At 43.6% G+C, this 23,082-nt stretch carries 24 protein-coding genes; 17 read left to right on the top strand and 7 right to left on the bottom strand.

Features of this window, described 5'->3' with window-relative positions; genetic code table 11:
- Positions 1–94 precede the first annotated feature (94 nt).
- The 5 genes from chvE (at position 95) to PWYN_RS18180 (ending at position 6,324) form a co-directional block, all read left to right on the top strand.
- The gene (gene chvE, locus PWYN_RS18160) at positions 95–1,177 is read left to right on the top strand and encodes a multiple monosaccharide ABC transporter substrate-binding protein (RefSeq protein ID WP_036654931.1); all 1,083 of its coding nucleotides are present in this window, start codon (positions 95–97) and stop codon (positions 1,175–1,177) included.
- A gap of 104 nt (positions 1,178–1,281) precedes the next feature.
- Positions 1,282–2,811, top strand: a complete 1,530-nt coding sequence (gene mmsA, locus PWYN_RS18165) for a multiple monosaccharide ABC transporter ATP-binding protein (protein ID WP_036654934.1) — start codon at positions 1,282–1,284, stop codon at positions 2,809–2,811.
- A 6-nt stretch (positions 2,812–2,817) separates the two neighbouring features.
- Positions 2,818–3,981, top strand: a complete 1,164-nt coding sequence (gene mmsB / locus PWYN_RS18170; RefSeq protein ID WP_036654936.1) for a multiple monosaccharide ABC transporter permease — start codon at positions 2,818–2,820, stop codon at positions 3,979–3,981.
- 120 nt (positions 3,982–4,101) lie between these two features.
- Positions 4,102–4,728 carry a TraX family protein gene (locus tag PWYN_RS18175; RefSeq protein ID WP_036654939.1) on the top strand — a complete coding sequence of 209 codons (627 nt, stop codon included), beginning with the start codon at positions 4,102–4,104 and terminating at the stop codon, positions 4,726–4,728.
- Between the two features lie 84 nt (positions 4,729–4,812).
- Complete coding sequence (locus PWYN_RS18180; protein WP_052088095.1) at positions 4,813–6,324, top strand: copper amine oxidase N-terminal domain-containing protein; 1,512 nt, start codon at positions 4,813–4,815, stop codon at positions 6,322–6,324.
- Between the two features lie 184 nt (positions 6,325–6,508).
- Here the strand turns inward: PWYN_RS18180 and PWYN_RS18185 are convergent, their stop codons facing one another.
- Positions 6,509–7,915: a metallophosphoesterase gene (locus tag PWYN_RS18185; protein WP_052088097.1), complete on the bottom strand. Its 1,407-nt coding sequence runs from the start codon at positions 7,913–7,915 to the stop codon at positions 6,509–6,511.
- 164 nt (positions 7,916–8,079) lie between these two features.
- On the opposite strand from PWYN_RS18185, the gene PWYN_RS18190 reads away from it, so the two are divergent.
- Entirely contained in the window at positions 8,080–8,679 is a 600-nt protein-coding gene (locus tag PWYN_RS18190; protein WP_036654942.1) for a nitroreductase family protein, read from the top strand.
- Between the two features lie 57 nt (positions 8,680–8,736).
- Here the strand turns inward: PWYN_RS18190 and PWYN_RS18195 are convergent, their stop codons facing one another.
- Both PWYN_RS18195 and PWYN_RS18200 read right to left on the bottom strand, forming a co-directional pair.
- The gene (locus PWYN_RS18195; RefSeq protein ID WP_036654945.1) at positions 8,737–9,909 is read right to left on the bottom strand and encodes a peptidylprolyl isomerase; all 1,173 of its coding nucleotides are present in this window, start codon (positions 9,907–9,909) and stop codon (positions 8,737–8,739) included.
- A 197-nt stretch (positions 9,910–10,106) separates the two neighbouring features.
- Positions 10,107–10,448 carry a LytTR family transcriptional regulator DNA-binding domain-containing protein gene (locus tag PWYN_RS18200; RefSeq protein WP_036654947.1) on the bottom strand — a complete coding sequence of 114 codons (342 nt, stop codon included), beginning with the start codon at positions 10,446–10,448 and terminating at the stop codon, positions 10,107–10,109.
- Between the two features lie 216 nt (positions 10,449–10,664).
- On the opposite strand from PWYN_RS18200, the gene PWYN_RS18205 reads away from it, so the two are divergent.
- Positions 10,665–11,771, top strand: a complete 1,107-nt coding sequence (locus PWYN_RS18205) for a lactonase family protein (protein WP_036654949.1) — start codon at positions 10,665–10,667, stop codon at positions 11,769–11,771.
- 110 nt (positions 11,772–11,881) lie between these two features.
- Here the strand turns inward: PWYN_RS18205 and hfq are convergent, their stop codons facing one another.
- Positions 11,882–12,103 carry an RNA chaperone Hfq gene (gene hfq / locus PWYN_RS18210; protein WP_157261215.1) on the bottom strand — a complete coding sequence of 74 codons (222 nt, stop codon included), beginning with the start codon at positions 12,101–12,103 and terminating at the stop codon, positions 11,882–11,884.
- A 111-nt stretch (positions 12,104–12,214) separates the two neighbouring features.
- Between hfq and PWYN_RS18215 the strand changes: the two genes are divergently transcribed.
- Positions 12,215–12,865, top strand: a complete 651-nt coding sequence (locus tag PWYN_RS18215; protein WP_036654952.1) for a phosphatase PAP2 family protein — start codon at positions 12,215–12,217, stop codon at positions 12,863–12,865.
- A 34-nt stretch (positions 12,866–12,899) separates the two neighbouring features.
- Here the strand turns inward: PWYN_RS18215 and PWYN_RS18220 are convergent, their stop codons facing one another.
- Entirely contained in the window at positions 12,900–13,370 is a 471-nt protein-coding gene (locus tag PWYN_RS18220; protein WP_036654955.1) for a hypothetical protein, read from the bottom strand.
- Positions 13,371–13,537: 167 nt separating this feature from the next.
- Here PWYN_RS18220 and PWYN_RS18225 point away from each other — a divergent pair, with 167 nt between their 5' ends.
- From PWYN_RS18225 to PWYN_RS18235, 3 genes are all read left to right on the top strand, one after another.
- Positions 13,538–14,569 carry an FUSC family protein gene (locus PWYN_RS18225; RefSeq protein ID WP_036654958.1) on the top strand — a complete coding sequence of 344 codons (1,032 nt, stop codon included), beginning with the start codon at positions 13,538–13,540 and terminating at the stop codon, positions 14,567–14,569.
- A gap of 99 nt (positions 14,570–14,668) precedes the next feature.
- The gene (gene helD / locus PWYN_RS18230; protein WP_036654960.1) at positions 14,669–17,026 is read left to right on the top strand and encodes an RNA polymerase recycling motor HelD; all 2,358 of its coding nucleotides are present in this window, start codon (positions 14,669–14,671) and stop codon (positions 17,024–17,026) included.
- Positions 17,027–17,154: 128 nt separating this feature from the next.
- Complete coding sequence (locus PWYN_RS18235; protein WP_036654962.1) at positions 17,155–18,435, top strand: bacillibactin exporter BcbE; 1,281 nt, start codon at positions 17,155–17,157, stop codon at positions 18,433–18,435.
- 192 nt (positions 18,436–18,627) lie between these two features.
- Here PWYN_RS18235 and fsa read toward each other — a convergent pair whose 3' ends face one another.
- Positions 18,628–19,275: a fructose-6-phosphate aldolase gene (gene fsa, locus PWYN_RS18240; RefSeq protein ID WP_036654966.1), complete on the bottom strand. Its 648-nt coding sequence runs from the start codon at positions 19,273–19,275 to the stop codon at positions 18,628–18,630.
- Between the two features lie 250 nt (positions 19,276–19,525).
- Between fsa and PWYN_RS18245 the strand changes: the two genes are divergently transcribed.
- Genes PWYN_RS18245 through PWYN_RS18255 form a run of 3 tightly spaced genes read left to right on the top strand, consistent with a single transcriptional unit; the run spans position 19,526 to position 21,057 of the window.
- On the top strand, positions 19,526–19,993 hold the full coding sequence (locus PWYN_RS18245; RefSeq protein WP_036654969.1) for a hypothetical protein: 468 nt from the start codon (positions 19,526–19,528) through the stop codon (positions 19,991–19,993).
- A 4-nt stretch (positions 19,994–19,997) separates the two neighbouring features.
- Positions 19,998–20,540 (top strand): O-acetyl-ADP-ribose deacetylase, encoded by a 543-nt coding sequence (locus PWYN_RS18250; protein ID WP_205622806.1) that lies wholly within the window; start codon positions 19,998–20,000, stop codon positions 20,538–20,540.
- Positions 20,541–20,574: 34 nt separating this feature from the next.
- Complete coding sequence (locus PWYN_RS18255; RefSeq protein WP_240479785.1) at positions 20,575–21,057, top strand: GNAT family N-acetyltransferase; 483 nt, start codon at positions 20,575–20,577, stop codon at positions 21,055–21,057.
- An 18-nt stretch (positions 21,058–21,075) separates the two neighbouring features.
- Here PWYN_RS18255 and PWYN_RS18260 read toward each other — a convergent pair whose 3' ends face one another.
- On the bottom strand, positions 21,076–21,273 hold the full coding sequence (locus tag PWYN_RS18260; protein ID WP_036654973.1) for a hypothetical protein: 198 nt from the start codon (positions 21,271–21,273) through the stop codon (positions 21,076–21,078).
- Between the two features lie 75 nt (positions 21,274–21,348).
- Between PWYN_RS18260 and rpiA the strand changes: the two genes are divergently transcribed.
- The 3 genes from rpiA to PWYN_RS18275 are packed head-to-tail and all read left to right on the top strand — an operon-like array spanning position 21,349 to position 22,975.
- Positions 21,349–22,035 carry a ribose-5-phosphate isomerase RpiA gene (gene rpiA / locus PWYN_RS18265; protein WP_036654975.1) on the top strand — a complete coding sequence of 229 codons (687 nt, stop codon included), beginning with the start codon at positions 21,349–21,351 and terminating at the stop codon, positions 22,033–22,035.
- Positions 22,036–22,064: 29 nt separating this feature from the next.
- The gene (locus tag PWYN_RS18270) at positions 22,065–22,520 is read left to right on the top strand and encodes a VanZ family protein (RefSeq protein ID WP_157261216.1); all 456 of its coding nucleotides are present in this window, start codon (positions 22,065–22,067) and stop codon (positions 22,518–22,520) included.
- Positions 22,521–22,534: 14 nt separating this feature from the next.
- Positions 22,535–22,975 (top strand): GNAT family N-acetyltransferase, encoded by a 441-nt coding sequence (locus PWYN_RS18275; RefSeq protein ID WP_036654977.1) that lies wholly within the window; start codon positions 22,535–22,537, stop codon positions 22,973–22,975.
- The last annotated feature ends 107 nt before the right edge of the window (positions 22,976–23,082 follow it).

Genomic DNA, 23,082 nt, shown 5'->3' on the forward strand with positions numbered 1-23,082 from the left:
AATACCGCACCCACACTGCCTTGCTATACTCAACTTGTCAAACGAAGCATCCGCTTCCGTAAAGACAACAGAATAGTTCAGGGGGTATGGCCAAATGAAAAAATATTCATGGATGATGTTGACGATGGCACTTGTACTTATTTTATCCGCTTGTGGTAATGGTTCTAGTGGCAGTTCTGAAGGAGATAAAGGCAAGGTTGGGATTGCAATGCCGACGAAATCTTCGGAGCGTTGGGTAAACGACGGCAACAACATGGTCAAAGAGTTCGAGAAGTTGGGTTATGGGACGGATCTTCAATATGCGGAGGATGTCGTTGAGAATCAGGTTTCCCAGATTGAAAATATGATCACTAAAGGCGTAAATGCAATTGTAATCGCTTCAATTGATGGCGAGGCACTGACAGACGTGTTGCAAAAAGCGCATGATGCCAACGTAAAAGTTATCGCTTATGACCGCTTAATCAAAAAAAGTGAATATGTAGACTACTATGCTACTTTTGATAACTTTAAAGTCGGAGTGCTTCAAGGCTCATACATTGAAGAAAAGCTCGGACTGAAAGAAGGCAAGGGACCTTTCAATATTGAATTGTTCGGCGGTTCCCCGGATGATAACAATGCGTACTTCTTCTTTGATGGAGCGATGTCCATCCTGAATCCTTATATCGAATCCGGTAAATTGGTTGTTCGCAGTAAACAGACAACTATGGATCAAGTTGCCACCCTTCGTTGGGATGGAGCAGCAGCTCAAGCCCGTATGGATAACCTGTTGAGCGCGAACTATGCTTCCGACAATCTGGATGCAGTCCTTTCTCCTTATGATGGTATCAGTATCGGTATTCTTTCCTCGCTTAAAGGTATTGGTTATGGTTCAGGAGACAAGAAACTTCCAGTAGTCACAGGTCAAGATGCTGAGCTTGCTTCCGTGAAATCTATCCTGGCTGGCGAACAGACACAAACCGTATTTAAAGATACTCGTGAGCTTGCAAAGAAAGCGGTAGAGATGACTGAAAGCGTGCTTAAAGGAACAGAAGCAGAAGTGAATGATACAAAAACCTATGACAATGGTGTCAAAATCGTACCTGCATATTTGCTGGAGCCGGTATCTGTTGATGCTGCTAATCTAGATAAGGTTCTCGTAGAAGGCGGATATTACACTAAAGATCAACTCGGCCAATAATCAGCCGGTAATGGATAGGGAAATGAGGATGCGGCGGTGGGTCTGAATAAAGCCCGCTTGCCGCTTCCGTTATTACAGTCACAAGGAAAGCTGGGTGAAAAGCATTGACAGACTACATTTTGGAGATGAAGGGAATAACCAAAACGTTCCCCGGGGTCAAGGCACTCTCAAATGTTAACTTAAAGGTTAAAGAGGGTGAAATTCACGCTTTATGCGGCGAGAATGGCGCCGGCAAATCTACACTGATGAAAGTGCTCAGCGGTGTGTATCCTCACGGCAACTACGAGGGGGATATTTTATACAAAGGACAGGTCTGCCAGTTCAAAGATATCAAGGATAGCGAAAGTCTTGGGATTGTTATTATCCATCAAGAACTGGCGTTAATTCCGTATTTGTCGATTTCGGAAAACATCTTCCTCGGGAATGAGCAGGCGAAGCGTGGGGTGATCAACTGGAACGAAACGACGGTTAAGACAAGAGGACTGCTGCAAACCGTCGGCCTTAATGAATCGCCTTTTACACAGGTATCCACTATCGGGGTCGGTAAACAGCAGCTGGTAGAGATCGCAAAAGCACTCTCCAAGGAAGTTAAGTTGCTTATTCTCGACGAACCCACTGCGGCGCTCAATGAGGATGATAGTGAGAATCTGCTGGAGCTCATTTTGGAGCTCAAAAAACAAGGGATCTCGTCCATTATCATTTCGCATAAATTGAACGAAATCGAGAAGATAGCGGATTCCGTAACGATACTTCGGGACGGCCAGACGATACAGACACTGGATATGAAGAAAGACCAAGTTACCGAGGATGTCATTATCAAGGGAATGGTTGGGCGTGACCTGACGAATCGATATCCCGAACGTACTCCGCAGATTGGAGAAACGATCTTTGAAGTGCGGAATTGGGAAGTGTACCATCCGACTCAACAGGACCGCAAAATGCTGAATAACATTAATATGCATATCCGCCGGGGTGAAGTGGTGGGCATCGCAGGTTTGATGGGTGCTGGGCGAACCGAGCTTGCCATGAGCGTCTTTGGCAGATCATACGGTAAACGCATCAGCGGCCAAGTATTCATGCACGGCAAGGAAGTGCATCTAACGGACATTAACAAGGCGATGGACCACGGTTTAGCTTATGTTACAGAGGATCGCAAGCATTATGGACTGATTCTAATTGATGATATTAAGCGCAATATTTCTTTGAGCAGCTTGAAGAAGCTGTCCAAGCGTGGCGTGATTAACGAGAACGAAGAGGTGCTGGTTGCGGAGGAGTACCGCAGGAAGCTGAATATCAAATCGCCAAGTATCTTGCAAAAAACAGTGAATCTGAGCGGTGGCAATCAGCAGAAGGTTGTTCTGAGCAAATGGATCTATACGGGGCCGGATATTCTCATCTTGGATGAGCCTACCCGTGGTATTGACGTAGGTGCCAAATATGAAATCTACTCGATTATTAATCAGCTGGCGTCCGAAGGTAAAGGTGTGCTAGTCATCTCCTCGGAGCTTCCCGAAATTCTGGGGATGTGTGACCGGATTTACATTATGAATGAAGGGCATATCAGCGGAGAAGTCGATCGGCAGGATGCATCGCAAGAGACCTTAATGAAATACATGACACGAAGCAGGGGGTAATACCAAATGGGAGCCATAGGTGAACTTTTCAAAAAAAATATCCGCCAATACGGCATGATTGTTGCACTGATCTTTATATCCATTTTCTTTCAAATCCTTACGGATGGAATTTTGCTCAAGCCGCTTAACGTAACCAACCTGATCCTCCAGAACAGCTATATTCTTGTGCTGGCAATCGGAATGGTGTTAGTCATTATTACCGGTCATATAGACCTTTCTGTAGGGTCAGTAGCCGCTTTTATCGGTGCATTATCAGCAATAATGATGGTGGACATGCAAATGAATCCGGTACTCGCCGTTGTTCTCTCCTTGCTTATGGGTGCACTGGTAGGAGCCTGGCAAGGGTTCTGGGTAGCCTATATTAAAATACCGGCTTTCATTGTAACGCTGGCGGGAATGCTGTTGTTCCGGGGTTTAACGATGATCGTACTAAATGGTCAATCGATTGCTCCTTTTCCAAAGACGTTTCAGAAAATCAGTTCGGGATTTATACCCGATATATTTAATGGAAGTACGATGCATGTGTTAACGCTTATAATAGGTGTCCTTCTTTCCACACTTGTTGTGTATCAGGAATTCAAAACCCGTAAAATTCAAACCAAATACGGTTTCGAACAATCCTCTGTTTGGCTATCTGTTGCAAAGTCAGCAGCGCTGGTACTTGTAATTAATGCATTTACTTTTGTACTAGCTCAATATAATGGTATTCCGAATATCCTAGTTATTTTGCTGGTGCTGATCGCTATTTACTCCTTCGTAATGAACCGGATGACGATGGGACGGCATATTTACGCATTGGGTGGAAATGAGAAGGCAGCAAGCCTTTCCGGTGTCAAAACCAAGCGGGTTACCTTCTGGGTATTCGTCAACATGGGTGTATTGGCAGCACTATCCGGACTTGTATTCGCAGCTCGATTGAATTCGGCAACACCTAAAGCGGGAACCAACTTTGAATTGGACGCGATTGCTGCTTGCTTTATTGGTGGAGCCTCTGCTTCAGGTGGGATCGGAACCGTAATCGGAGCTATTATCGGCGGTCTGGTTATGGGTGTTATGAATAACGGGATGTCACTCGTAGGTCTAGGTGTGGACTGGCAGCAAGGAATCAAAGGACTTGTACTCCTGTTGGCAGTTGGATTTGATATTTACAATAAATCAAAAACCTCCTAAATTAGGCATATATCATACCCCAGCCGCTTCCGATTCACCTCGGAGGACGGCTTTTTCTCACAACTTGTATTGATGGGCAAATCAATAGATAATAAAAGGTAAAAAAGAGGGAGGCCCCCCTTGCAGCTTATTGCCATGATTACGATGCTGATTGATCATATAGGATATATCTTTTTTCCACAGGATATGACCTGGAGGTATGTCGGGAGAATTGCTTTTCCGATCTATTGCTACGCTCTTGTTCAAGGGCATATTCATACATCCTCCAAAACGAAATATTTATTACGGCTGCTGCTGATTGCAGTTCTGGCACAGCTTCCCTATAATCTGGCGATAGATCCTCATGGACTGAATATCGTATTTACATTACTTTTGTCTGCTCTTGTCTTGGCAGTACTGGATCGCTTTCCAAACCCAGGGCTTGCGTTAATTTTGGTTGCTGGAGTTAGTGTAACTATGGATTATTTCCCTGTCGATTATGGAGCGTACGGCTTGCTGCTGGTGCTGATCTATCGTTATGCCAAATCCTATTGGATGGTACTAGGCCATTTGTTACTGAATAGCTTCTATCTATTCTATAGCGGTTGGGTTATACAGATGACAAGCTTATTGCCTACTCTAATGATTGCTTTCGGTCCAGCTCTTTGGGGACAGTTAGAGAAACGGCGTGTCCCACGTAAGGTTTGGTGGTCCTTTTATCCGGGACATCTGTTGATACTGGCTATAATAAAGATGTATTTATATTAATTAAAAAACTGATAATTTACAAATCTTACCCTTACTGAGATAATAAACAGGTTATCAAATTATCCCAGGTAGAGGAGAAATGCAATGAGGAAATTTATCGCACGCTCAAAATGGTTTGTCCCTTTCATCGCAATACTATTAATCCTGGCAGGTTGTCAATCTATTGGTGGTTTTGATACCACAAAGGCATTGATCGGAAACGTCGACGTCAAATCGTCAGAATCCAATATGACGTTCTCCCTAAATGCTGTACCTGCAGCTGGTATTAGCCAAGAGGATAAGGACATGATCGAACTTATCAATTCGTTCTCTTTAAATGTTAGTCATGTCAAGCTTCAGGACAATGGTAATATTTCAGCACAAGGTTCTGTGATTTTTAAAAAGTTGAACTTGCCATTCTCAGTATACTTAGATAAGAAAGCTGTAGTATTTACTGTAGAAGGTGCTAAGCAGCCTTTCTACTACCCTATTGCTGACTATGAAGCATTACTTGGTGAGGAAGGACTGGATACTGCTAAGGCCGAGGAAGTTACCAAAATCATGACCCGTTTTGTGGTCAAGAATCTGCCGAATCCATCCGTAATTCAGGTGAGCCCTGTTACAGAAGCTGTTTATGGAGAGCAAGTGAGCATGACTAAACTACATGCTGAAGTTACAGGAGAGGAATTCCCTGCACTTCTTAAATCTTTCCTTAAATCAGTATCTAAGGATGCAGAAGGCTTAACAGAGCTGCTTAATGGTTTATATGATTATTTACTTCCTGTCATTAAATCAGCTGGCGAATCTGCCGATGACTTCTTAGGTTTGGGAGAAATTCCACTGGACAATAAAGAAGATGTTGTGACAGTTCTTCATGATGCGGTAAAACTTGCTGTTGATGCTGTGTTGTTGGTTTATGACAAACAGCTAAATAACCTGTATGAAACCACACCGGAACTGAAGACCGTATTAAGCAAGGATACGAAGCTAAGCGTGGATCTCTTTGTGGACAGTGGACTTCATGTTCGCAAGCAGAACGTGGAATTGAACGTAGCGTTGCCATCAAGCGAAGACCTTCCTTTGAAGAGTATTTCCTTCAAATCGCAAAGTGAATCTTGGAATATCAACGGCAAGGTTACGGCTGATCAAATGAGCACTGAGGGTGCGTTTGATATGTCTTCCATTCAACTTACTCCTGGTCAAACCATGAGAAACTTTGATGTGAATTCAAATGCATATCGTATCCTGAAAGAGGATATGGGTATTACGAAGAAATCATTAGTTATCGCTCCTGATGATGAATATTACTATCCGGTTGTTGTTGGTAATACAACAATGGTACCTCTTCGTTATGTAGCTCAAGATTTGGATGCTAAAGTCGAATGGGATAAAGCAAACCGCCAGATTATTGTAACGGATGATCTCAGTGGCAAAAAAATCACATTCAAAATTGGCTCAAATGTAGCTGTCATTGACGGAGTTAAGGTTAAGCTTGAAAGCAAGGTATTCGTGGATGAGTATGGAGACACTTACGTACCTCTTCGTATATTGGTGGAATCCCTACAAGCAACAATAGAAAAGGATAGCGACGGCTATATCTTAATTGATCGTAAATAGTTGCCGTTCCCGTTTTTACCCTTCACATGAAGAAGCCCGGCTCTTTACCGCTTAATCGCGGAAGATCCGGGCTTCTTTTTTGAAATATAAGAAAGTATAATTTATTAGTATACTTTTCTTATATTTCTACGAGAAACGGGTACCGTCCCATTAAGGACGGCAAAGCCGTTTCTTCTTGGTTTATTTACCTTTCTGTCAAATTGACTTGAAGGTTTATGTTATCAGTTGCTTTAGGGGCAATCATAGTCTGTATATAACCTGGAATGAACCCGTCAGTAACTTGATTCCACAACTTGAAACCCGGCATATCCTTGAGGTCTGCAGCACGACTTCCAGCAGTCCCGGCAAAGTAACGTACATTTAGCGCTGACATGGCTTCGGCCATCGATACTTTTTGTTCTTCTGTAAATTCACTTTCTTTTAGACTGTTATAAGCTTTGGTATATGAACCTTTTGCAAAGCTTTTTTCAGCATAAGCTTTGAAGTTCGTTAGATTTGGATCCGAAATTTGATTAGCTTTAGCCCAACCTTCAACATTAACAGGCACCGACTTGTAATTAACTGACCTAGTATTAGGATCAAAGGACATAGCCCCATATTGGTGAGGGTTAACTGCAAAAGCGCTGGTTGCGATATCATAAACGGGATTTAAAGTAGAATCTGCTGATTTCTGGCTAGGGTCTGGATCAAGGCGTATATCTTGCATATGAATGTGTCCTGATAAAGCTAGGTTAAGGCCGTTTTTGCGGAAATTCTTCATGGTTTCCTGGCTGTTATTCAGCTTAAATCCGGAAATAGACATACTGGTATGGTCCAACAGGTTATGATGCAGAACGGTAATAATGGAGGCATGCTCCTTGGCTGCAGACTTCACACACTCGTCTATCCATTTCAAAGTTGATGGAGCCACTCGTCCGTCCGTTTGGGGAAAGCCGAACTTTCGGTTATTCAAGTATTGGCTGCTATCGATCATCAGGAGCCATAAACCAGGAGCGGCTCGTACTGCATAGCTTAGCGTTTCTTTATCACGGAATAGTGCTTCATCATACCCATATTGACCGTACATATCAGCAAACTCTTTATCCGTGATACTATCGATAACGATCTGTTTGTCATCTTTAAAGGCTCTTGCCCAAGGATTGAACAAGTCATGATTCCCCGGAATTACATAAACGGCGGTTCCAGCCTTTTCAATTCGGTGCAGCTTTTTTGTTAATTCTTCGTGACTGCTGCGTTCTCCATTATTCGTTATATCCCCGCTAAGAATGACAAAGTCAGGCTTCTGCTGCTTAATATCGTAAACAAAGGCTTCTGTGATCTCATCTATATAAGGAAGAAGTTTGCCATCTCCTCCGTTAACATAGGTCTGGAAGGCTTGGCCTCCGTCCTGTAGACCTTTATCCAGATAGTGAAGATCTGTTGCCACCCAGAAAGAAACAGCCTTACGATCTCCCATATTCGCTGTTGCTGTCTCTGAGGGATTAGTAGAGTTTATGTTTTTACATCCTGCCAGACCGATACTTGCTGAAAGAATGAGCAGGGAGAGGAGAGGTCTTCCCTTTTTTAAAAGTGATGTTGTCCATAAATCCATTCCGTATACCTTCTTTCATTACATTGGCTGATTCATTATAGCTTAATCAGGTATTAATATATATCGGAATAATAAAATTTGAAGTTAGGGACAATAGTAGTTGGTCAGGCAATGTTATATGGGTTAAAAGAAAGTATCTGAAATTAAATGGAGGTAGTGAATGTATGACGAGTAATTTCTTTGAGGCAGTCAAGGCTAGACGTTCTGTATATGCGATCAGTAAACAATCCCCGGTATCCGATGCCAAAATTCAAGAGATTGTTGAAGAGGCGGTTCTACATAGCCCTACTTCGTTCAACTCCCAAACCTCTAGAGCTGTAGTTCTGTTGGGAGAGAAACATGATAAATTATGGGATATTACCACAGAAACCTTACGTAAAATTGTTCCTGCAGATCAATTTGAAGGCACTGCACAAAAGATGGGTTCATTCAAGAGTGGATACGGAACGGTCTTATTCTTTGAGGATCAAGCGATTTTGAAACAGCTACAGGAAAAGTATGCAGCATATGCTGATAATTTCCCGATCTGGTCGAATCAATCTTCAGGTATGCTTCAATATGTAGTATGGACTGCCTTTGCTGAAGTGAGCCTTGGCGCTTCGCTGCAGCATTATAACCCGTTGATTGACGATGAAGTTAAAGAAACTTGGGGCATTCCCGCCGAATGGAAATTGATTGCTGAGCTTCCGTTCGGTTCAATTGCTGCTGCACCAGGTCCTAAGGAGTTCCAACCCATTGAACAACGTGTAAAAGTATTTAAATAAGCATAAAAAAGAAGGACAGGGCTCCTAGGCCTTGTCCTTCTTTGGTGTAGGGCAATATTATTCTTTTGCTGGCGCTTCGCTGGCAGCTGGTGCATCTGTTGCTGCAGCGTCATCTTTGGGATCCGTAAGGGTATTAGTGATTTTTGCTTTCGCAGTGGTTTCTTCCAACCAGGTAGCGGACATTTCAGAAACTTTTTGTGTAACAAGGGTTTTACGAACTTCTTCCTTTTTCTCTTCAAAAGTAGAAGTATGTGCTTCTTTGCGGTCTGTTACCTTAATGATATGGAAGCCGAATTGGGATTTAACTGCACCGCTGGTTTCCCCAACCTTCAGCTTGAAGGCTGCATCTGCGAAGCTAGGATCCATCGCTTCACGATTGAAGAAATCAAGATCTCCGCCGTTGTCCTTCGAACCTGTATCTGTAGATTTCTCTTGAGCAAGTGCGGCGAAGTCAGCTCCATCCTTAAGTTGTTTCAGGATGGCATCAGCTTCAGCTTGGGTAGCTACGAGTATATGGGAAGCCCGAACCTGTTCTACCGTATCATACGTTGCTTTGTTATCTTCATAATATTTCTTAACTTCATCATCTGTAATCTTTATTTGCGGCTCTAGAATTTTACGCAATTGAACTTGTATAGGCATTTGCTTCTTAAGATCATCAATGGTCATGCCGCTTTGACTAAGCGCAGAATTCAGGGCAGCTTCACCGCCGAATTGAGTCTTGAGATCTTCAATTTCTGCGTTAATATCCGCATCAGTTACTGCAGGCACATTGGCCTTTTTGGCTTCTAGTTCAACGATAGTGGTGGTAATCATTGATTTAAGGGTGTTTTCACCACCGGCCTCAACAAGTTTAGCGTATAACTGATCCTTCGTAATGTTTGTTCCATTTACCGTAGCTACAGCTGATTCGCCGTCTGCTTTTTGGAAGGGAGGTTTAATTAGAACGACAATAAGTGCTGCTGCCAGAATTAGGGAAGCAATCATCCAGCCCTTATTGCTTTTTGGAGAGGATTCAACGATAGCAGGAGCTGAGCCTACTTTACTCATTACGGGAACGCTTTCCTCTATTTCCGCAGCAACAGGAGGTTCCGAGGTGATGACCTCTTCTACCACTGGGCTGGTTTCCTCTGCGAGAGGACCTTCAATTTCGTTATCGGAAGCGTTGTGTTCTTCCGTAGTTCCGTTGTTATCCAGATGTTCATTTTCTTTGTAATCTTTTTTATCCATTAGTGTTAATGACTCCCTTCAATATAGGTGTTGCCTGTCTTTCTACAACTTTATCAGAAAACGTTACATGTTACCTTAAGAAAGTATAAAAAAGCACTTTTTCTTTTTAAGTTTTCATTAAGAAAAGCAAAAAGCCGGAAGATACATGGTTACCCATGTTCTTCCGGCCCTTTGATTACGGGGAAATTACAAGCAATTTAAGAGCTGAGTCGTCCTCTTAAGAGATGACGGATACTTTCCTGTTTCCGTCTCGGGACTCGAACTTGTTTCGCATACAAGCCCATTTCCCCAAAATAAATGCAGTCATCCTCGATGGAGCTGATTTTGTTTAAATTGACATAACAGCCGCCGTTCACATGATAGAAACTTGAATGAGACAGTAAACGATTTAATTGCTCGACAGACATTCTCTTTTTAATGTTATAGTTTCTGCCGTGAAAAATGACTAGGTCGTGGTCTCCGACCTTAAAGAACAGAATGTCCGTTTCCACCTCGAAGTCCTCATATACATTTTTGGCTTCCAGCAGGATGCTACTCATTCATGTTCCCCCTTTATACGGAATAAAAGACTAATGTTAGCGCTTTCATCATAACATATTCCTCTGGGCTTGAGAAGCCTTATTTTTGAAATGTTTTATGACATTTTGTGCGTTGTATTTGTCATAGACGCTAAAAAATTGTAAATTATATTAATGGCTGATGCTTCGGCTGGATGTCGGGGAATGAGTCTGCATTCTTGAAGGAGGAATTAATGAATGAATAAACATGCAAAAATGCTGCTTTTTACAGGCTCCTATTCTGATGCGGCCGATAATGGTATTCAGGTATTTGAATTCAATGTAGAAGCCGGAGGGACACTGAGTCTGCTACATAAAGTAAAAGGACTTACCAACCCGACCTTTGTAGAGGTCGATCCCGTTGGATTGAGATTATATGCTATTGGAGAAAAGCCCAATGGGGAAGGCGGCAAGGAAGGGGAGGTAGCGGCATACGCGATCCATCCGGAGACTGGGGAACTGAGTGAACTGAGTCGCTCAGCAACCATGCCTGCCGGGGGCAAAGGTCAGACGACAACCTGTCATATCTCCCGAGATGTGGAGAGTCAGTACCTGGTAGTATGCAGCTATCATGGTGGAAGCGTCGGTTTGCTCTCACTGGATGATGAAGGGAAGACACGCCGAGTGTGTGATATAGCGGTTCATACAGGTCATGGAACTGATCCTGTTCGTCAGGACCGCCCGCATCCTCACTCTGCGATATTCAGTCCGGATGGACGTTTCATATTCGTTCCTGATCTGGGTCTGGATGTCATTCGATGTTATAGTATTGATCGACTTAATGGGACATGGGTATTTCAAGGGGATATAGCACTTCACCCCGGAGCGGGTCCCCGTCATTTCACCTTTCACCCGGACGGAAGATCTGCTTATGTCATAAATGAAGTAGATTCAACGATTACATCCTTTACCTTTGAGCCTGAATCTGGACTTCTGAATACTATTATGACGGTATCTACATTGCCGGAAGGTTTTATAGGAGACAATATTTGTGCCGAGATTACTTTGTCTATAGATGGACGTTTTGTATATGGGTCAAATCGGGGGATGGACAGTATTGTTGTATACGGTGTTGATGCAGCTACGGCGAAGCTTACATTCATTGAGCATGTATCTACTCGGGGAGGACATCCACGACACTTCACGGTAACACCGGATGGTGGTTATCTCATTGTTGCCAACCGTGATGCTGACAACCTAGTTGTATTCTCATTGGATAGAGATACAGGTCGTCTTACCTTTACAGGAAATACTGCTGAAGTATCCAAACCGGTATGTGTAAAACCGGCATTGTTTAACCTATAGACATAAAAAGAACACCGGATTTCATATCCGGTGTTCTCATTTTGTTGGTATTGTTAAGAAATCGATGGATCAAATTACGAAGTGAAGCAGAGTATAGATAAGATCTAGTCTTACTTCAGAGAGACTGGCTTTAAGGGAACGATAGTGGATACTGCTGATTTGAACAGTACGTTCTGTCTCCCGTCACCCTGACCATGCAGTGTGATGGTAAAGGCATCGTAAGAGGTTACAAGGCCCTGCATTTTGACCCCGTTGGTTGTAAAAATCGTTACCGGTACCTTTGTGGATATGAATTGATTCAACAAACGTTCCTGCAGCTTGAGACTTTCCACTTGGCAGCACTCCATCTCCATGATTTAATTTCTAAGCAAGTATACCACGGGGAAGACTCTCTCAGGAAATAGGTTGATGGTGGAGTACCAAATACTAACCGGGAGGAATTTATGAAGTTCGCAAAATATGGGTTAAGGGGATTTGTACTGTTTATTGTATTTGCTTTGGTTTTTACAGGAATAGCTGTACTGGTGGCGAATAACTGGATAACTCCTCTAGATCACTTCATCATCAAAAATGTGCAATCTGCTGAATCGCCTTTTTTAACCTCTATGGCAAAAGGATTATCATTTGTGGGCTCATCGCAATTGGCTCTTGAGATTGCCGTAATAACCATGGTGCTGCTCATTATCGTAGTAAGACATCGAATGGAGCTTGTATTGTTTCTTTGGGTCGTGGTTCTTGGGTCTCAGATCCTGAATACGTTCCTGAAACTTCAATTCCATCGGGAAAGACCTAGTATTAACCAGTTAATTAAACAGGGGGGATATAGCTTTCCAAGCGGTCATTCCATGACGGCCTTTTCTTTGTACGTCGTTATTGCATATCTGCTATGGCACTCTATAAACTCCAAAGCCGGACGCGGTTTATTGATTGCTGGAACAATACTCCTCACCGTCGGGATCGGGTGGAGCCGTGTTTATCTCGGTGTTCACTATCCCAGTGATGTATTAGGCGGGTACGCTGCCAGCGGAGCTTGGCTTATGCTTTCTATTGGATTCTTGCAGATATATCGCGGATATCAAAACACACCTTCCTGAGAGTTCAGGAAGGTGTGTGAAGTTGTAAATCATTCTATTCGTGAAATTTATCCATATTATTAATTTTAAGCTTTAAAATCGTAGGGAGCTGTTCCTTAAGCTTCTGTGCTTCTAAATCGGTAATACGGCCATCAGTTACGGCTTTATCCATATTCCGACCTGCGGACTCTACTAATTTTTGTACATACTGATCCTCAGTCCAGCCTTTTTTCTCCAAAGCGAGCTGGGAAAGTGTTTTTCCGGCTTTTAGATTCTCAATAAGGGAGGATGGTTCTATTTCCAGCAGTCTGGAAGTCTCCTCTATAATGAAATGCCTGCCGGCACGAACCTTGCCGTCTTTTCCATGGTGGTGCATGTGCCGCTGACTTGATTCCGGAGCAATATGTGATGGAGAGGGGGTTGCCTTCTCAGCACCTGCACTTCCTGTGATTCCAGTTGATGGAGATAGGCAGAATAGAGTTGCTGTTGTTGCCAAGGCAAGGATCTTTGTGATATTCTTACTCATTCTTACACCTCCTCTTTGGTGGGTTATGGGCTGCGCAATATCATTATTCCCAATATGGGAAATTTCAGGCTGACTGAACAAGAAACTTCATTAAGTTCGCAGGCTTCATTCAAGGGTAATAACCTTTATAGAAATTTAGACAGATATCAAATATCGGAGGGATGAAATTGGCTTTTGGCGCCCGCATACTTAAAACGGGAATGGCAGTAACTCTTGCTCTATACTTATCCGCACTGCTTCAATTTCCATCTCCAGTTGGCGCGGCGATTGCGGCTATTTTTGCGATGCAGCCTTCCATTTATCGTTCCTGGCGTTATTTTTTGGATCAGATTCAGACCAGTACCATCGGTGCCGTCATTGCTCTTTTAGGCGGAATGCTCTTGTCTAATGAACCGGTTGTAGTAGGTCTCGTGTGTATACTGGTCATTATGATTAGTATGAAGATGAATCGAGGGGACACTATAGGACTTACGCTTGTCACCGTAATTTCTGTTATGGAAGCCTCCGGGCAGTGGGAATTTGCACTGAACCGTTTTTTGCTAACACTTATCGGTATCATATCTGCCTTTTTAATTAATATTATTGTCTTCCCGCCCAAACCCCGTGAGCAATATATTCAACAGATTGAGAATGTCTTTACAAGTTTATCTTTACTGCTGCGTACGGCGGTTTCCCATGAGATGAAGGAAAGTGTCTTTCGTGACGAGAAGAATGCACTTGAAGGCTCCATTAAATCACTTGCTGATAAATACAGTCTGTTCGAAGAGGAGCAGAAACAGCTCAGACGTCCTAAGTATAGTCAAACGCGACAGATGGTAGTGTATAAGAATTTATTAGCGACATTGCAAAAGGGTTATGAGGTTCTTGAGGCGGTTGATCGTCATTATTTTCAGGCGGAGCGGACCGAACAAATTGATATTCTTTTCGATGGACATCTGGAACAATTAATTAAATATCACGAGCATATCCTACTGAAATTTGAAGACAAGCTCAAGCCGAATACCACGGATACCCATTCGCTCGGCGATGATAATGATCGTTTTCTCGAGTCGGCCATACTGGGGTACAATACTGAGAAATCCGGTCATCTTCGATTATCTATTGTCGCAGCGGCTGTGTATGAATATGGTTACCAATTGGAAAGGCTGGATCGGGTAGCCGATCAAATTAACCGAATGGTTGAGGAGAAGGACAAATAAAGGACGGGCCGAATTGGTAATACATATGTAGAATTACTTGATAAACAGCTTAATCGTGGGTACAATTATAAGTCAACCTTTCAAAGGGGATGAAAAATAGTGACGAATAACGAAAGTCAATGGAAAGAAGAACAAGAGAGAGTCAGTGGGGTTACTAACCTTTTATCCAGCCGTATTCGCGTATTATCTGAAGAACTAGGGCTCCACCGTACCGATGTAGTAGAAATGCGTAAAGATTTCTGGGAAGAGGTTACCGTGAACTTTAGCAGCCCGGATGATCTGGGTGAAACCTCTACAAGTCTCCGGCAGCAATCGCAGATTCTGTCCGAACGCGAGCGGCATCATTTACAATCCAGTAAGGCGCTTAAAAAATATAAAAAGCTGGTAGTCTCCCCGTATTTCGGCCGAATAGATTTTACGGAAAAACCTGATGGGAAGTCAGAAAAGATCTATTTGGGAATCGGTTCTCTCATGGAGGAGGACGGGACATTCCTGATTTATGATTGGCGAGCGCCTATCTCGAGTCTTTATTATGACGGTGCACCTGGGCCAGCTGCCTATGATACACCGAGCGGCATAGTATCGGGTACTATGGATCTCAAACGACAATTCGTAATTGATGAAGGTAAAATAGATGTTATGTTTGATACAGGTGTGACGATTGGGGATGAGCTGCTGCAGCAGGTTCTGAGTCATAGTGCGGATGACCGTATGAAAAGCATTGTAGCTACTATACAGAAGGAACAAAACGCCATTATCCGAAATGATAAAAGTCGAATGCTAGTTGTTCAAGGGGCAGCAGGTAGCGGTAAGACATCTGCCGCACTCCAAAGGGTGGCATACCTGCTATATAAATACCGTGAAGTCCTGCAGGCGGATCAAATGCTTTTATTTTCACCAAATCCTCTCTTTAACAGCTATGTCTCAACAGTTCTGCCTGAGCTAGGTGAAGAAAATATGCAGCAGACCACCTTTCAGATGTATCTAGAGCACCGATTAGGTCAGGAATTCCAGCTGGAGGATGTTTTTACGCAGACAGAAAGTCTCTTGAATGCTCCTGATGTACCAACAGCAAGTATTCGAAGAGCAGGAATAACCTACAAATCTTCTGTATCCTTCCTGGATGTTATCCGCAGGTATGTCTTCCTGTTAGAGCGTGAAGGTATGCAGTTTAAGCCTGTCGTATTTCAGGGACGTATTGTTGTTAGCAAGGAGGATATGCTGAAGAAGTTCTACGGCTTTGATCCCACCATTAAGCTGGCTAACCGAATTGAACTAATGACAGGCTGGCTGCTGAAGCAAATCTCCGACTTTGGACATGAGGAACGCAGTGCAACCTGGGTAGAAGATCAAATTGAGATGCTGGATTCGGATGAATATCATCGGGCTTATCAAATGATGCTGCGGAAAAAGCGAGGGAAGGGAGAAACGTTCAATGATTATGATACGGAAAAAGAGCTTCTGGGTCGTTATATTGTCAGCCAGCGTCTGAAACCGTTAAGAAGATGGGTCAAACGAGGCCGTTTTGTAGATGTAAAAGGTCTGTACAGCTCATTATTCACGAATCTTGAACTCTTTGAACATCTAAATGGTGATCAAGAACTTCCCCTTGATTGGGATAATATATGTACACAAACCTTGAGCTCTATTCATGCGAATGAGCTTTCCTATGAAGATGCTACACCTTTCCTATACTTAAAGGAGCTCAGTCAAGGCTTCCGGACCAATACATTAATTCGTCATGTTATCGTTGATGAGGTTCAGGATTATTCACCGTTTCAGCTTGAGTTCATGCGCAGACTGTTTCCTCGGGCCAAAATGACTGTACTCGGGGATCTTAACCAAGCGATCTACGCGCAGGGTGAAGTACTTGGGGATCTGTCTAGTTTAGTCAGTGTGTATGGAGAAGAGAATACAGAAGTAATCTCGCTGACCCGAAGCTACCGCTCTACTTATGAGATTGTTGAATTTACACGGGCTATGATTCCCGGAGGGGAACGGATCGTTCCGTTTAATCGCCGAGGCGAAGAACCGCTGATTAGTGTGATGTCCACTGAACAGGATCTGCTCCGTGCGGTAGAAGCTGATATTCGAGAACTCCACTCGCGTGGTTTCCATTATGTAGCCGTTATCTGTAAAACAGCTGAGGAAAGCGAACAGGTCTGTACCCAATTAGAAGGAAATCTTAAGGTGAGACTCGTTACGAAAGAGACCCCTAATTTTCAAAAGGGTACGCTTGTGCTGCCGGCTTATTTGGCTAAAGGCGTTGAATTTGATGCTGTCATTATCTATGACGGATCGGATCAAAGGTATAGCCGGGAGAGTGAACGGAAATTATTCTATACCGCTTGCACACGAGCGATGCATTTACTTCATATATATAGCTTGGGTGAAGCAAGCCGCTTTTTACCGGTTCCCAAGGCTCAATCCTTAATTGCCGAATCCCTGCAAGTCTAATAGAACTTAATTCAATCGCTAACCACCTTCCGTTTAATACGAGGGTGGTTTTTTATATTCATGAATAAAGGGGGGGATTTAAACCACAATAATGACTACTGCGAACAACGACAAAGGTGGTCAGAATCATGAAGGATAAAAAATGGGATCTGGTTGCATTAGCCTCCATACCGCTAATTATGACCCTGGGGAACTCCATGCTTATCCCTATTTTGCCGCAAATATCTAAAGAACTGGGTATATCAGCGTTTCAAGTCAGTATGCTGATTACTGTTTTTGGGTTGGTGGCTATCATACTGATTCCAATTGCCGGCTTTCTCTCTGACCGTTATGGGCGGAAAGTAGTAATTTTGCCGAGCTTAATTCTTGCCGGGGCAGGTGGAGCTATCTGCGTAGCGGCAGCTTGGTTTATGGACGGGCTCACCGCCTACTGGGTCATTCTGGCAGGTCGTTTTTTGCAGGGAATCGGGGCCGCAGGTGCTTTTCCTATTGTGATCCCCTTTGTAGGTGATTTGTTCAATGATGAGAAGGAAATTAGCAAAAGCTTAGGAATTATTGAGACCTCCAATACTTTCGGTAAAGTTCTAAGTCCGATTCTAGGGGCATATCTCGGGACACTGTTGTGGTATGCGCCATTTATTGCGATTCCGATCCTCTGTTTATTATCCTTTCTGTTGGTATTATTTCTGGTTAGAAAACCGGAGAAAGATGAAGATGCCGAGAAGCCTAACATCCGACAATTCCTGTCTGAAATCAAAGGTGTTTTGCATAAAAAAGGTCGTTGGTTGTATGCTATTTTTGCTATAGGCGGTATCTGCATGTTCCTAATTTTCGGTGTTTTGTTTTATTTATCAGAGACATTGGAAACGAAATATAACCTGCATGGGACTACAAAAGGTTTTGTACTCGCCATTCCTCTTACACTCCTTTGTCTATCCTCTTACGGCGGCGGGAAGATCATTGGGCAGAACAAAAGGTTGATGAAGTGGCTTGGTTTTGCCGGTATGGTGTTGCTTACAGCAGCTATGATTGTTGCCGGGTTCGGGAAAGGGATTATCTTTTTATTAAGCTTTCTAAGTTTGGTAGGGATCGGAATTGGGGTGGCGTTGCCTTGCATGGATGCACTGATTACGGAGGGTATTGAAAAGAATAACCGCGGGACTATAACCTCTTTATATAGCAGTATGCGTTTTATCGGAGTGGCGGTGGGCCCGCCTGTGGTTTCTCTTCTAATGCCAAGAGGTCATTGGGTGTTGTTTGGCAGCTTAGCTGCTGTGGGAGTCGTTGGCGTTTTACTAACTTTGTTCGCCGTTACACCAAGTAAAGATAAAACTGGAAAGACGAGTGGTAGGCATATGGATAAATCAGGGCGGAATATACGCCATATTCGGCGTCAGCGTGTACGCTGATCATTAGATACTGCAATAGCAGATCTGTGTGATCTTCGAGCATGAACAGCCACATACCGTTAGCCATTCCGCGTTGGCGGGGTTCAACGTACTGTAATCTTAGGTTGGCCTAATAATTAAAGCAGGCTGTCTCCCAGTAGAAAAATCTACTTGAGAGACAGCCTGTTTGTTCTATTACTAAATTATTTATAGTTAAGCTTGAGGAACCGATTCCCAATCCTTCAAGAAACGTTCGATACCGTTATCGGTAAGCGGATGTTTCCAAAGGGAAGGTAAGAGTGAGCCCGGGATGGTAGCAATATGTGCTCCAGCAATAGCGGCTTGCTCTACATGGGCAATGTTGCGGATACTTGCAGCAATGATTTCTGAAGTCATGCCGTAGTTGGTCAGGATGGTCTTCAAATCCTTGATCAACTTCATACCGTCAACACCAATATCATCCAGACGGCCAACAAAAGGACTGATGTAGGTAGCTCCCGCTTTGGCGGCCATAAGACCTTGAGCTGCGGAGAATACCAATGTCACATTCGTCTTGATACCCTTCTTGGTGAGCTCATAACAAGCTTCCAAGCCGTCTTCTGTCATAGGCAGTTTAATAACAACATTCGGTGCCCACTCCGCGATTTCATAAGCTTCTTTAAGCATATCTGCCGCTTTCAGACCAATAACTTCAGCACTTACAGGTCCGGGTACAATCGCAACGATCTCTTTGATTACATCTTTAAAAAGTCTGCCTTCTTTAGCGATCAACGACGGGTTCGTCGTCACGCCATCCACTAATCCCAGGCGGGTAATACGTTTGATTTCCTCAATATTTCCGGTGTCCAAGAAAAATTTCATTTCCGGTTATCCTCCCTTGAATTCCATATGGATTGACAAGCAGCGTTCTAAAATCCATTATGAGTCATGTCCAGCAAAGTTTCAACTGTTAATCTGAATATTTCAAAATAACTTTATAGATTCTGGTGGCTTTTATATTGTACAATTAGATTGTTCTAATTAGATTTGGGACTGCTAAATCGGGGTATTGATGATAATATATTAATCGATGTAATTAGTTTCTCAAGAGAACCGGGATGGTGGCTGACGGATGTTATACATTTTATTTACTGTTGTATTCTTATTGTTAACAGCAGGCGGAATATTAACCTATATGAATAGTAAATTGATCATCAGCCGTGGGGAATCCGCCGATGCCCCACGCAGAACCTCATTAACCTATTCCGTATATAATAGCACTGCAGCAGACTTGGACTTAAAGTTAGAAGCCGTTGCGCTGTTTCAACTGACGGTTAGGGCCGATGGACACGCAACCCTGTCTGCTGAATCCGATGAGGGTACTCTTACTCTTTGCAGGGTCACAGAGGGAAAAGGCGAAATGATACTGGCGGATGGACAGAGCTGGATACTTAACCATATCAGACAAGCTGCTGTCAGGGGTGTCCTGATACAGTATGAAGCTTTTATAGATAAAGTCCGGGGTAACGATGAGATGGAGTTGATCGTCAACTTAGAGAAAGCTGCTAAGGAGGTAGCCTATCTTGCAAATCAACGTTAACAATGTGGTGATAACTTCAACCAAAGGCGATATTACGAAATGGCAAGGGGATGTTATTGTTAACGCTTCTAACTCGGGTTTGTTCGGAGGCGGTGGGGTGGATGGAGCGATTCACCGGGCCGGCGGTCCGCAAATTGCTGAGGAATGCGCGATGATTCGTCAGAAGCAGGGAGGATGTCTACCCGGTGAAGCAGCATTAACAAATGCTGGGAAACTCCCCGCTCGTTACATTATTCATACCGTTGGCCCCATTTGGAAGGGCGGGAGCGGTGGAGAGGCAGCTATTTTATCCAAATGCTATCGCAGCAGTCTGGAACTTGCTTATGCCCAAGAAGCACAAAGCATTGCCTTTCCTAATATTAGTACGGGCATATATCGATTTCCCAAGGCTTTAGCCGGCAAGACAGCCATTGAAACCGTGATCGAATATATTAAAGGGCATCCGTCAAGTGACATGTCGTTTCGAAGAATAGACTTTATTTGTTATGATAATGAAAATGCAGAATTGTATGAAGAACAGCTTAACCTTTATAATGATCATAAATAGAACGTAATAACAATGGCTTTGGAGGGGGAAGGTAGTGATACCGGTAACTGATGTGAACTTTATTGTAGTCCAATCAGATCATCCTGATTTAAGGGCGCTTATTGAGCATTTGGACTTAGATCTGAAACAACGATATCCCCACGAGAATATCTATGGCGTTGACTTTGAAGACCCGAAGGTAAGGGAAATGATTTTTGTGGTTGGATATTTAAATGAGAAGCCGGTGGGATGCGGGGGACTGCGGCCATTGGATGATTTGCAATTAATGACCCCGGCAATGGAACTGAAACGTTTCTATGTCGACCCCAACTCCCGCAAGATGGGAATAGCTACGAATATGCTTCTGTTCCTCGAAGAGAAGGCTGTGGTTTCAGGTTATAGGGAGATTAGACTGGAGACAGGGATCAAACAGCCGGAAGCCATTGCGCTTTATGTCAAGCACGGCTACCAGCCTATTGATCTGTACGGTCCTTATGTGGGAGATCCAGATAGTCTCTGTTACGGGAAAGTTCTGTAAGAAGGTTGGGCATCACAATTAAGCATGATATCTACCCACAGGCGCATTTAGCACCCATTCCAACATCATCAGCATGTCTTCGAGACGGGTGAGCTGGGCTTTAAGGTTATCCTGCTGCGGACTGTTTTCTTCTAATGGCGCCAGACGTGATTCCAGTGCTCTGCGCTGAAGTGTAAGTTCATTGATTTTAGATTGAATCTGGTTTTCGGTTCTCATCTGAAATCCTCCTATTCTTGGGTTTATTACAATTTCAATATAGATCATTATAACGGATAACATGGGGGTATTTAAATGAGTATCAATGTTAAGCAGCTGGCAGCAGAAAAAGCAGTAGAGTATGTGCAGGATGGAATGAAGGTGGGTCTGGGTACGGGGTCTACTGCTTACTGGGCCATCCGCAAACTCGGGGAACGTGTCAGTGAAGGGTTGAAAATTACCGCAGTCGCAACATCCCAAGCCTCTGAGGATCAAGCACGAGAGCTCGGAATCCCTCTAGTGGCCTTCGGAGATATTGACAGTCTGGATTTGACGATTGATGGAGCGGACGAGCTGGATAGTAAGCTGCAGTTAATCAAGGGCGGCGGCGGTGCGCTGCTTCGTGAGAAGATCGTAGCCAGTAATAGCACACGGATGATCGTTGTTGCTGATGAGAGCAAATCCGTAGCCACACTTGGGAAATTCCCGCTTCCCGTGGAGATTGTTCCTTTTGCCAGGGAATGGACCGTTGCAGAGCTTGCCACGCTGGGCTGTGAGCCTGTGCTTCGTAAGAACGGAGACGAGTTGTATAAGACGGATAACGGAAATTACATAGCAGACTGCCACTTTGTGGCTATCGACTCCGCCTCCGATCTAGCACTTAAACTACAGGGTATTCCTGGAGTTGTGGAGCACGGATTGTTTATTGGAATCGCAGATTTAGCTATCATTGGCAAGAACGATGGAAGTATTGAAATTATTGAAGGCGTACGGAGTATTTGATTTTTCGGGGAGAACGGGAAAAGTCAGTAGTGCCAGTTCAAAGGAGTAGCATAAAGTGGCTTCGAAGATTAATAGGACCAGCGTTTATCTTTTATAGTGCTGCAGTTATCTATTGGATGTTTATCGGTTTTGGGAGAGAGATTCATACTGGGGGTATCTTGAAGTATAATCTTGTGCCTTTGCGTACAGTGCTCCTCTTCCTTAATCTTGACAACGGAGTAGCTCTAACCGACCGGATTATAAACTTAATTGGGAATATAGTAGTGTTCATTCCTTTTGGATTTATGCTCCCGTTAATTCGGAATCGATTATACTCTTTGACAAGACTCACGCTGTATGCGATATTTATCATTCTCATATTGGAAATGATGCAAATGCTGCTTCATGTAGGCAGCTTTGATGTCGACGATCTGCTGTTGAATATGGTTGGCGTTTGGGCAGGGTATCGTATACTCCGGTTTTCCAAGATGAATTCAGAAGTGTAGGAGGATTTACATACATGTTAAGAGACATAAAGCACCTTATTGGCACCCCTGAGGTGAATGAGCTACTTAGTTATGCTGTGATTGATGAGCCTGATGCCCTTCAACATACCTCGTCCGAATATAGCGAACAAGCGGCGCTCCAATTATTCGGTTGGGAAGAGGAGCAATTATTGCTAGGCCTTGTAGGATTCGAAGAAACGGAGGATGGTTCACTAGAAGTGAAACATATGGCCGTCCTCCCGGAAAATAGAGGCAAGGGCTATGCACGTGGCATGATTTTGGAGCTGCTGACCTCACGCGAACCCCGTTATCTAATGGCAGAAACAGAGGACGAAGTGGCGGCTAACTTTTACCGCAGCTTAGGGTTTATGGTATATAGTCTGGGTGTCAATGGTGCGGGAATTGAAATGTTCCGCTGTGTGTATGAAACGGAAGAGGCCGAAGATATGGAATAATGTTTGATTTTTAGAATAGGGTTTCCTTACAGTGATTTTTTACTGCAGGGGAGCTCTTTTTTTATTTGACTTTTTTAGGCGGAGGCAATATAGTTTTACAATGAAAC

Origin of the sequence: Paenibacillus wynnii (genome assembly GCF_000757885.1) — a bacterium.
GTDB classification, from domain to species: Bacteria; Bacillota; Bacilli; order Paenibacillales; family Paenibacillaceae; genus Paenibacillus_AQ; species Paenibacillus_AQ wynnii.

Coding starts and splice junctions, on each gene's coding strand:
- chvE (WP_036654931.1), top strand. CDS start 95: ATGAAAAAATATTCATGGATGATGTTGACGATGGCACTTGTACTTATT.
- mmsB (WP_036654936.1), top strand. CDS start 2,818: ATGGGAGCCATAGGTGAACTTTTCAAAAAAAATATCCGCCAATACGGC.
- PWYN_RS18180 (WP_052088095.1), top strand. CDS start 4,813: ATGAGGAAATTTATCGCACGCTCAAAATGGTTTGTCCCTTTCATCGCA.
- PWYN_RS18185 (WP_052088097.1), bottom strand. CDS start 7,915: ATGGATTTATGGACAACATCACTTTTAAAAAAGGGAAGACCTCTCCTC.
- PWYN_RS18190 (WP_036654942.1), top strand. CDS start 8,080: ATGACGAGTAATTTCTTTGAGGCAGTCAAGGCTAGACGTTCTGTATAT.
- PWYN_RS18195 (WP_036654945.1), bottom strand. CDS start 9,909: ATGGATAAAAAAGATTACAAAGAAAATGAACATCTGGATAACAACGGA.
- PWYN_RS18200 (WP_036654947.1), bottom strand. CDS start 10,448: ATGAGTAGCATCCTGCTGGAAGCCAAAAATGTATATGAGGACTTCGAG.
- PWYN_RS18205 (WP_036654949.1), top strand. CDS start 10,665: ATGAATAAACATGCAAAAATGCTGCTTTTTACAGGCTCCTATTCTGAT.
- PWYN_RS18215 (WP_036654952.1), top strand. CDS start 12,215: ATGAAGTTCGCAAAATATGGGTTAAGGGGATTTGTACTGTTTATTGTA.
- PWYN_RS18220 (WP_036654955.1), bottom strand. CDS start 13,370: ATGAGTAAGAATATCACAAAGATCCTTGCCTTGGCAACAACAGCAACT.
- PWYN_RS18235 (WP_036654962.1), top strand. CDS start 17,155: ATGAAGGATAAAAAATGGGATCTGGTTGCATTAGCCTCCATACCGCTA.
- fsa (WP_036654966.1), bottom strand. CDS start 19,275: ATGAAATTTTTCTTGGACACCGGAAATATTGAGGAAATCAAACGTATT.
- PWYN_RS18245 (WP_036654969.1), top strand. CDS start 19,526: ATGTTATACATTTTATTTACTGTTGTATTCTTATTGTTAACAGCAGGC.
- PWYN_RS18260 (WP_036654973.1), bottom strand. CDS start 21,273: ATGAGAACCGAAAACCAGATTCAATCTAAAATCAATGAACTTACACTT.
- rpiA (WP_036654975.1), top strand. CDS start 21,349: ATGAGTATCAATGTTAAGCAGCTGGCAGCAGAAAAAGCAGTAGAGTAT.
- PWYN_RS18275 (WP_036654977.1), top strand. CDS start 22,535: ATGTTAAGAGACATAAAGCACCTTATTGGCACCCCTGAGGTGAATGAG.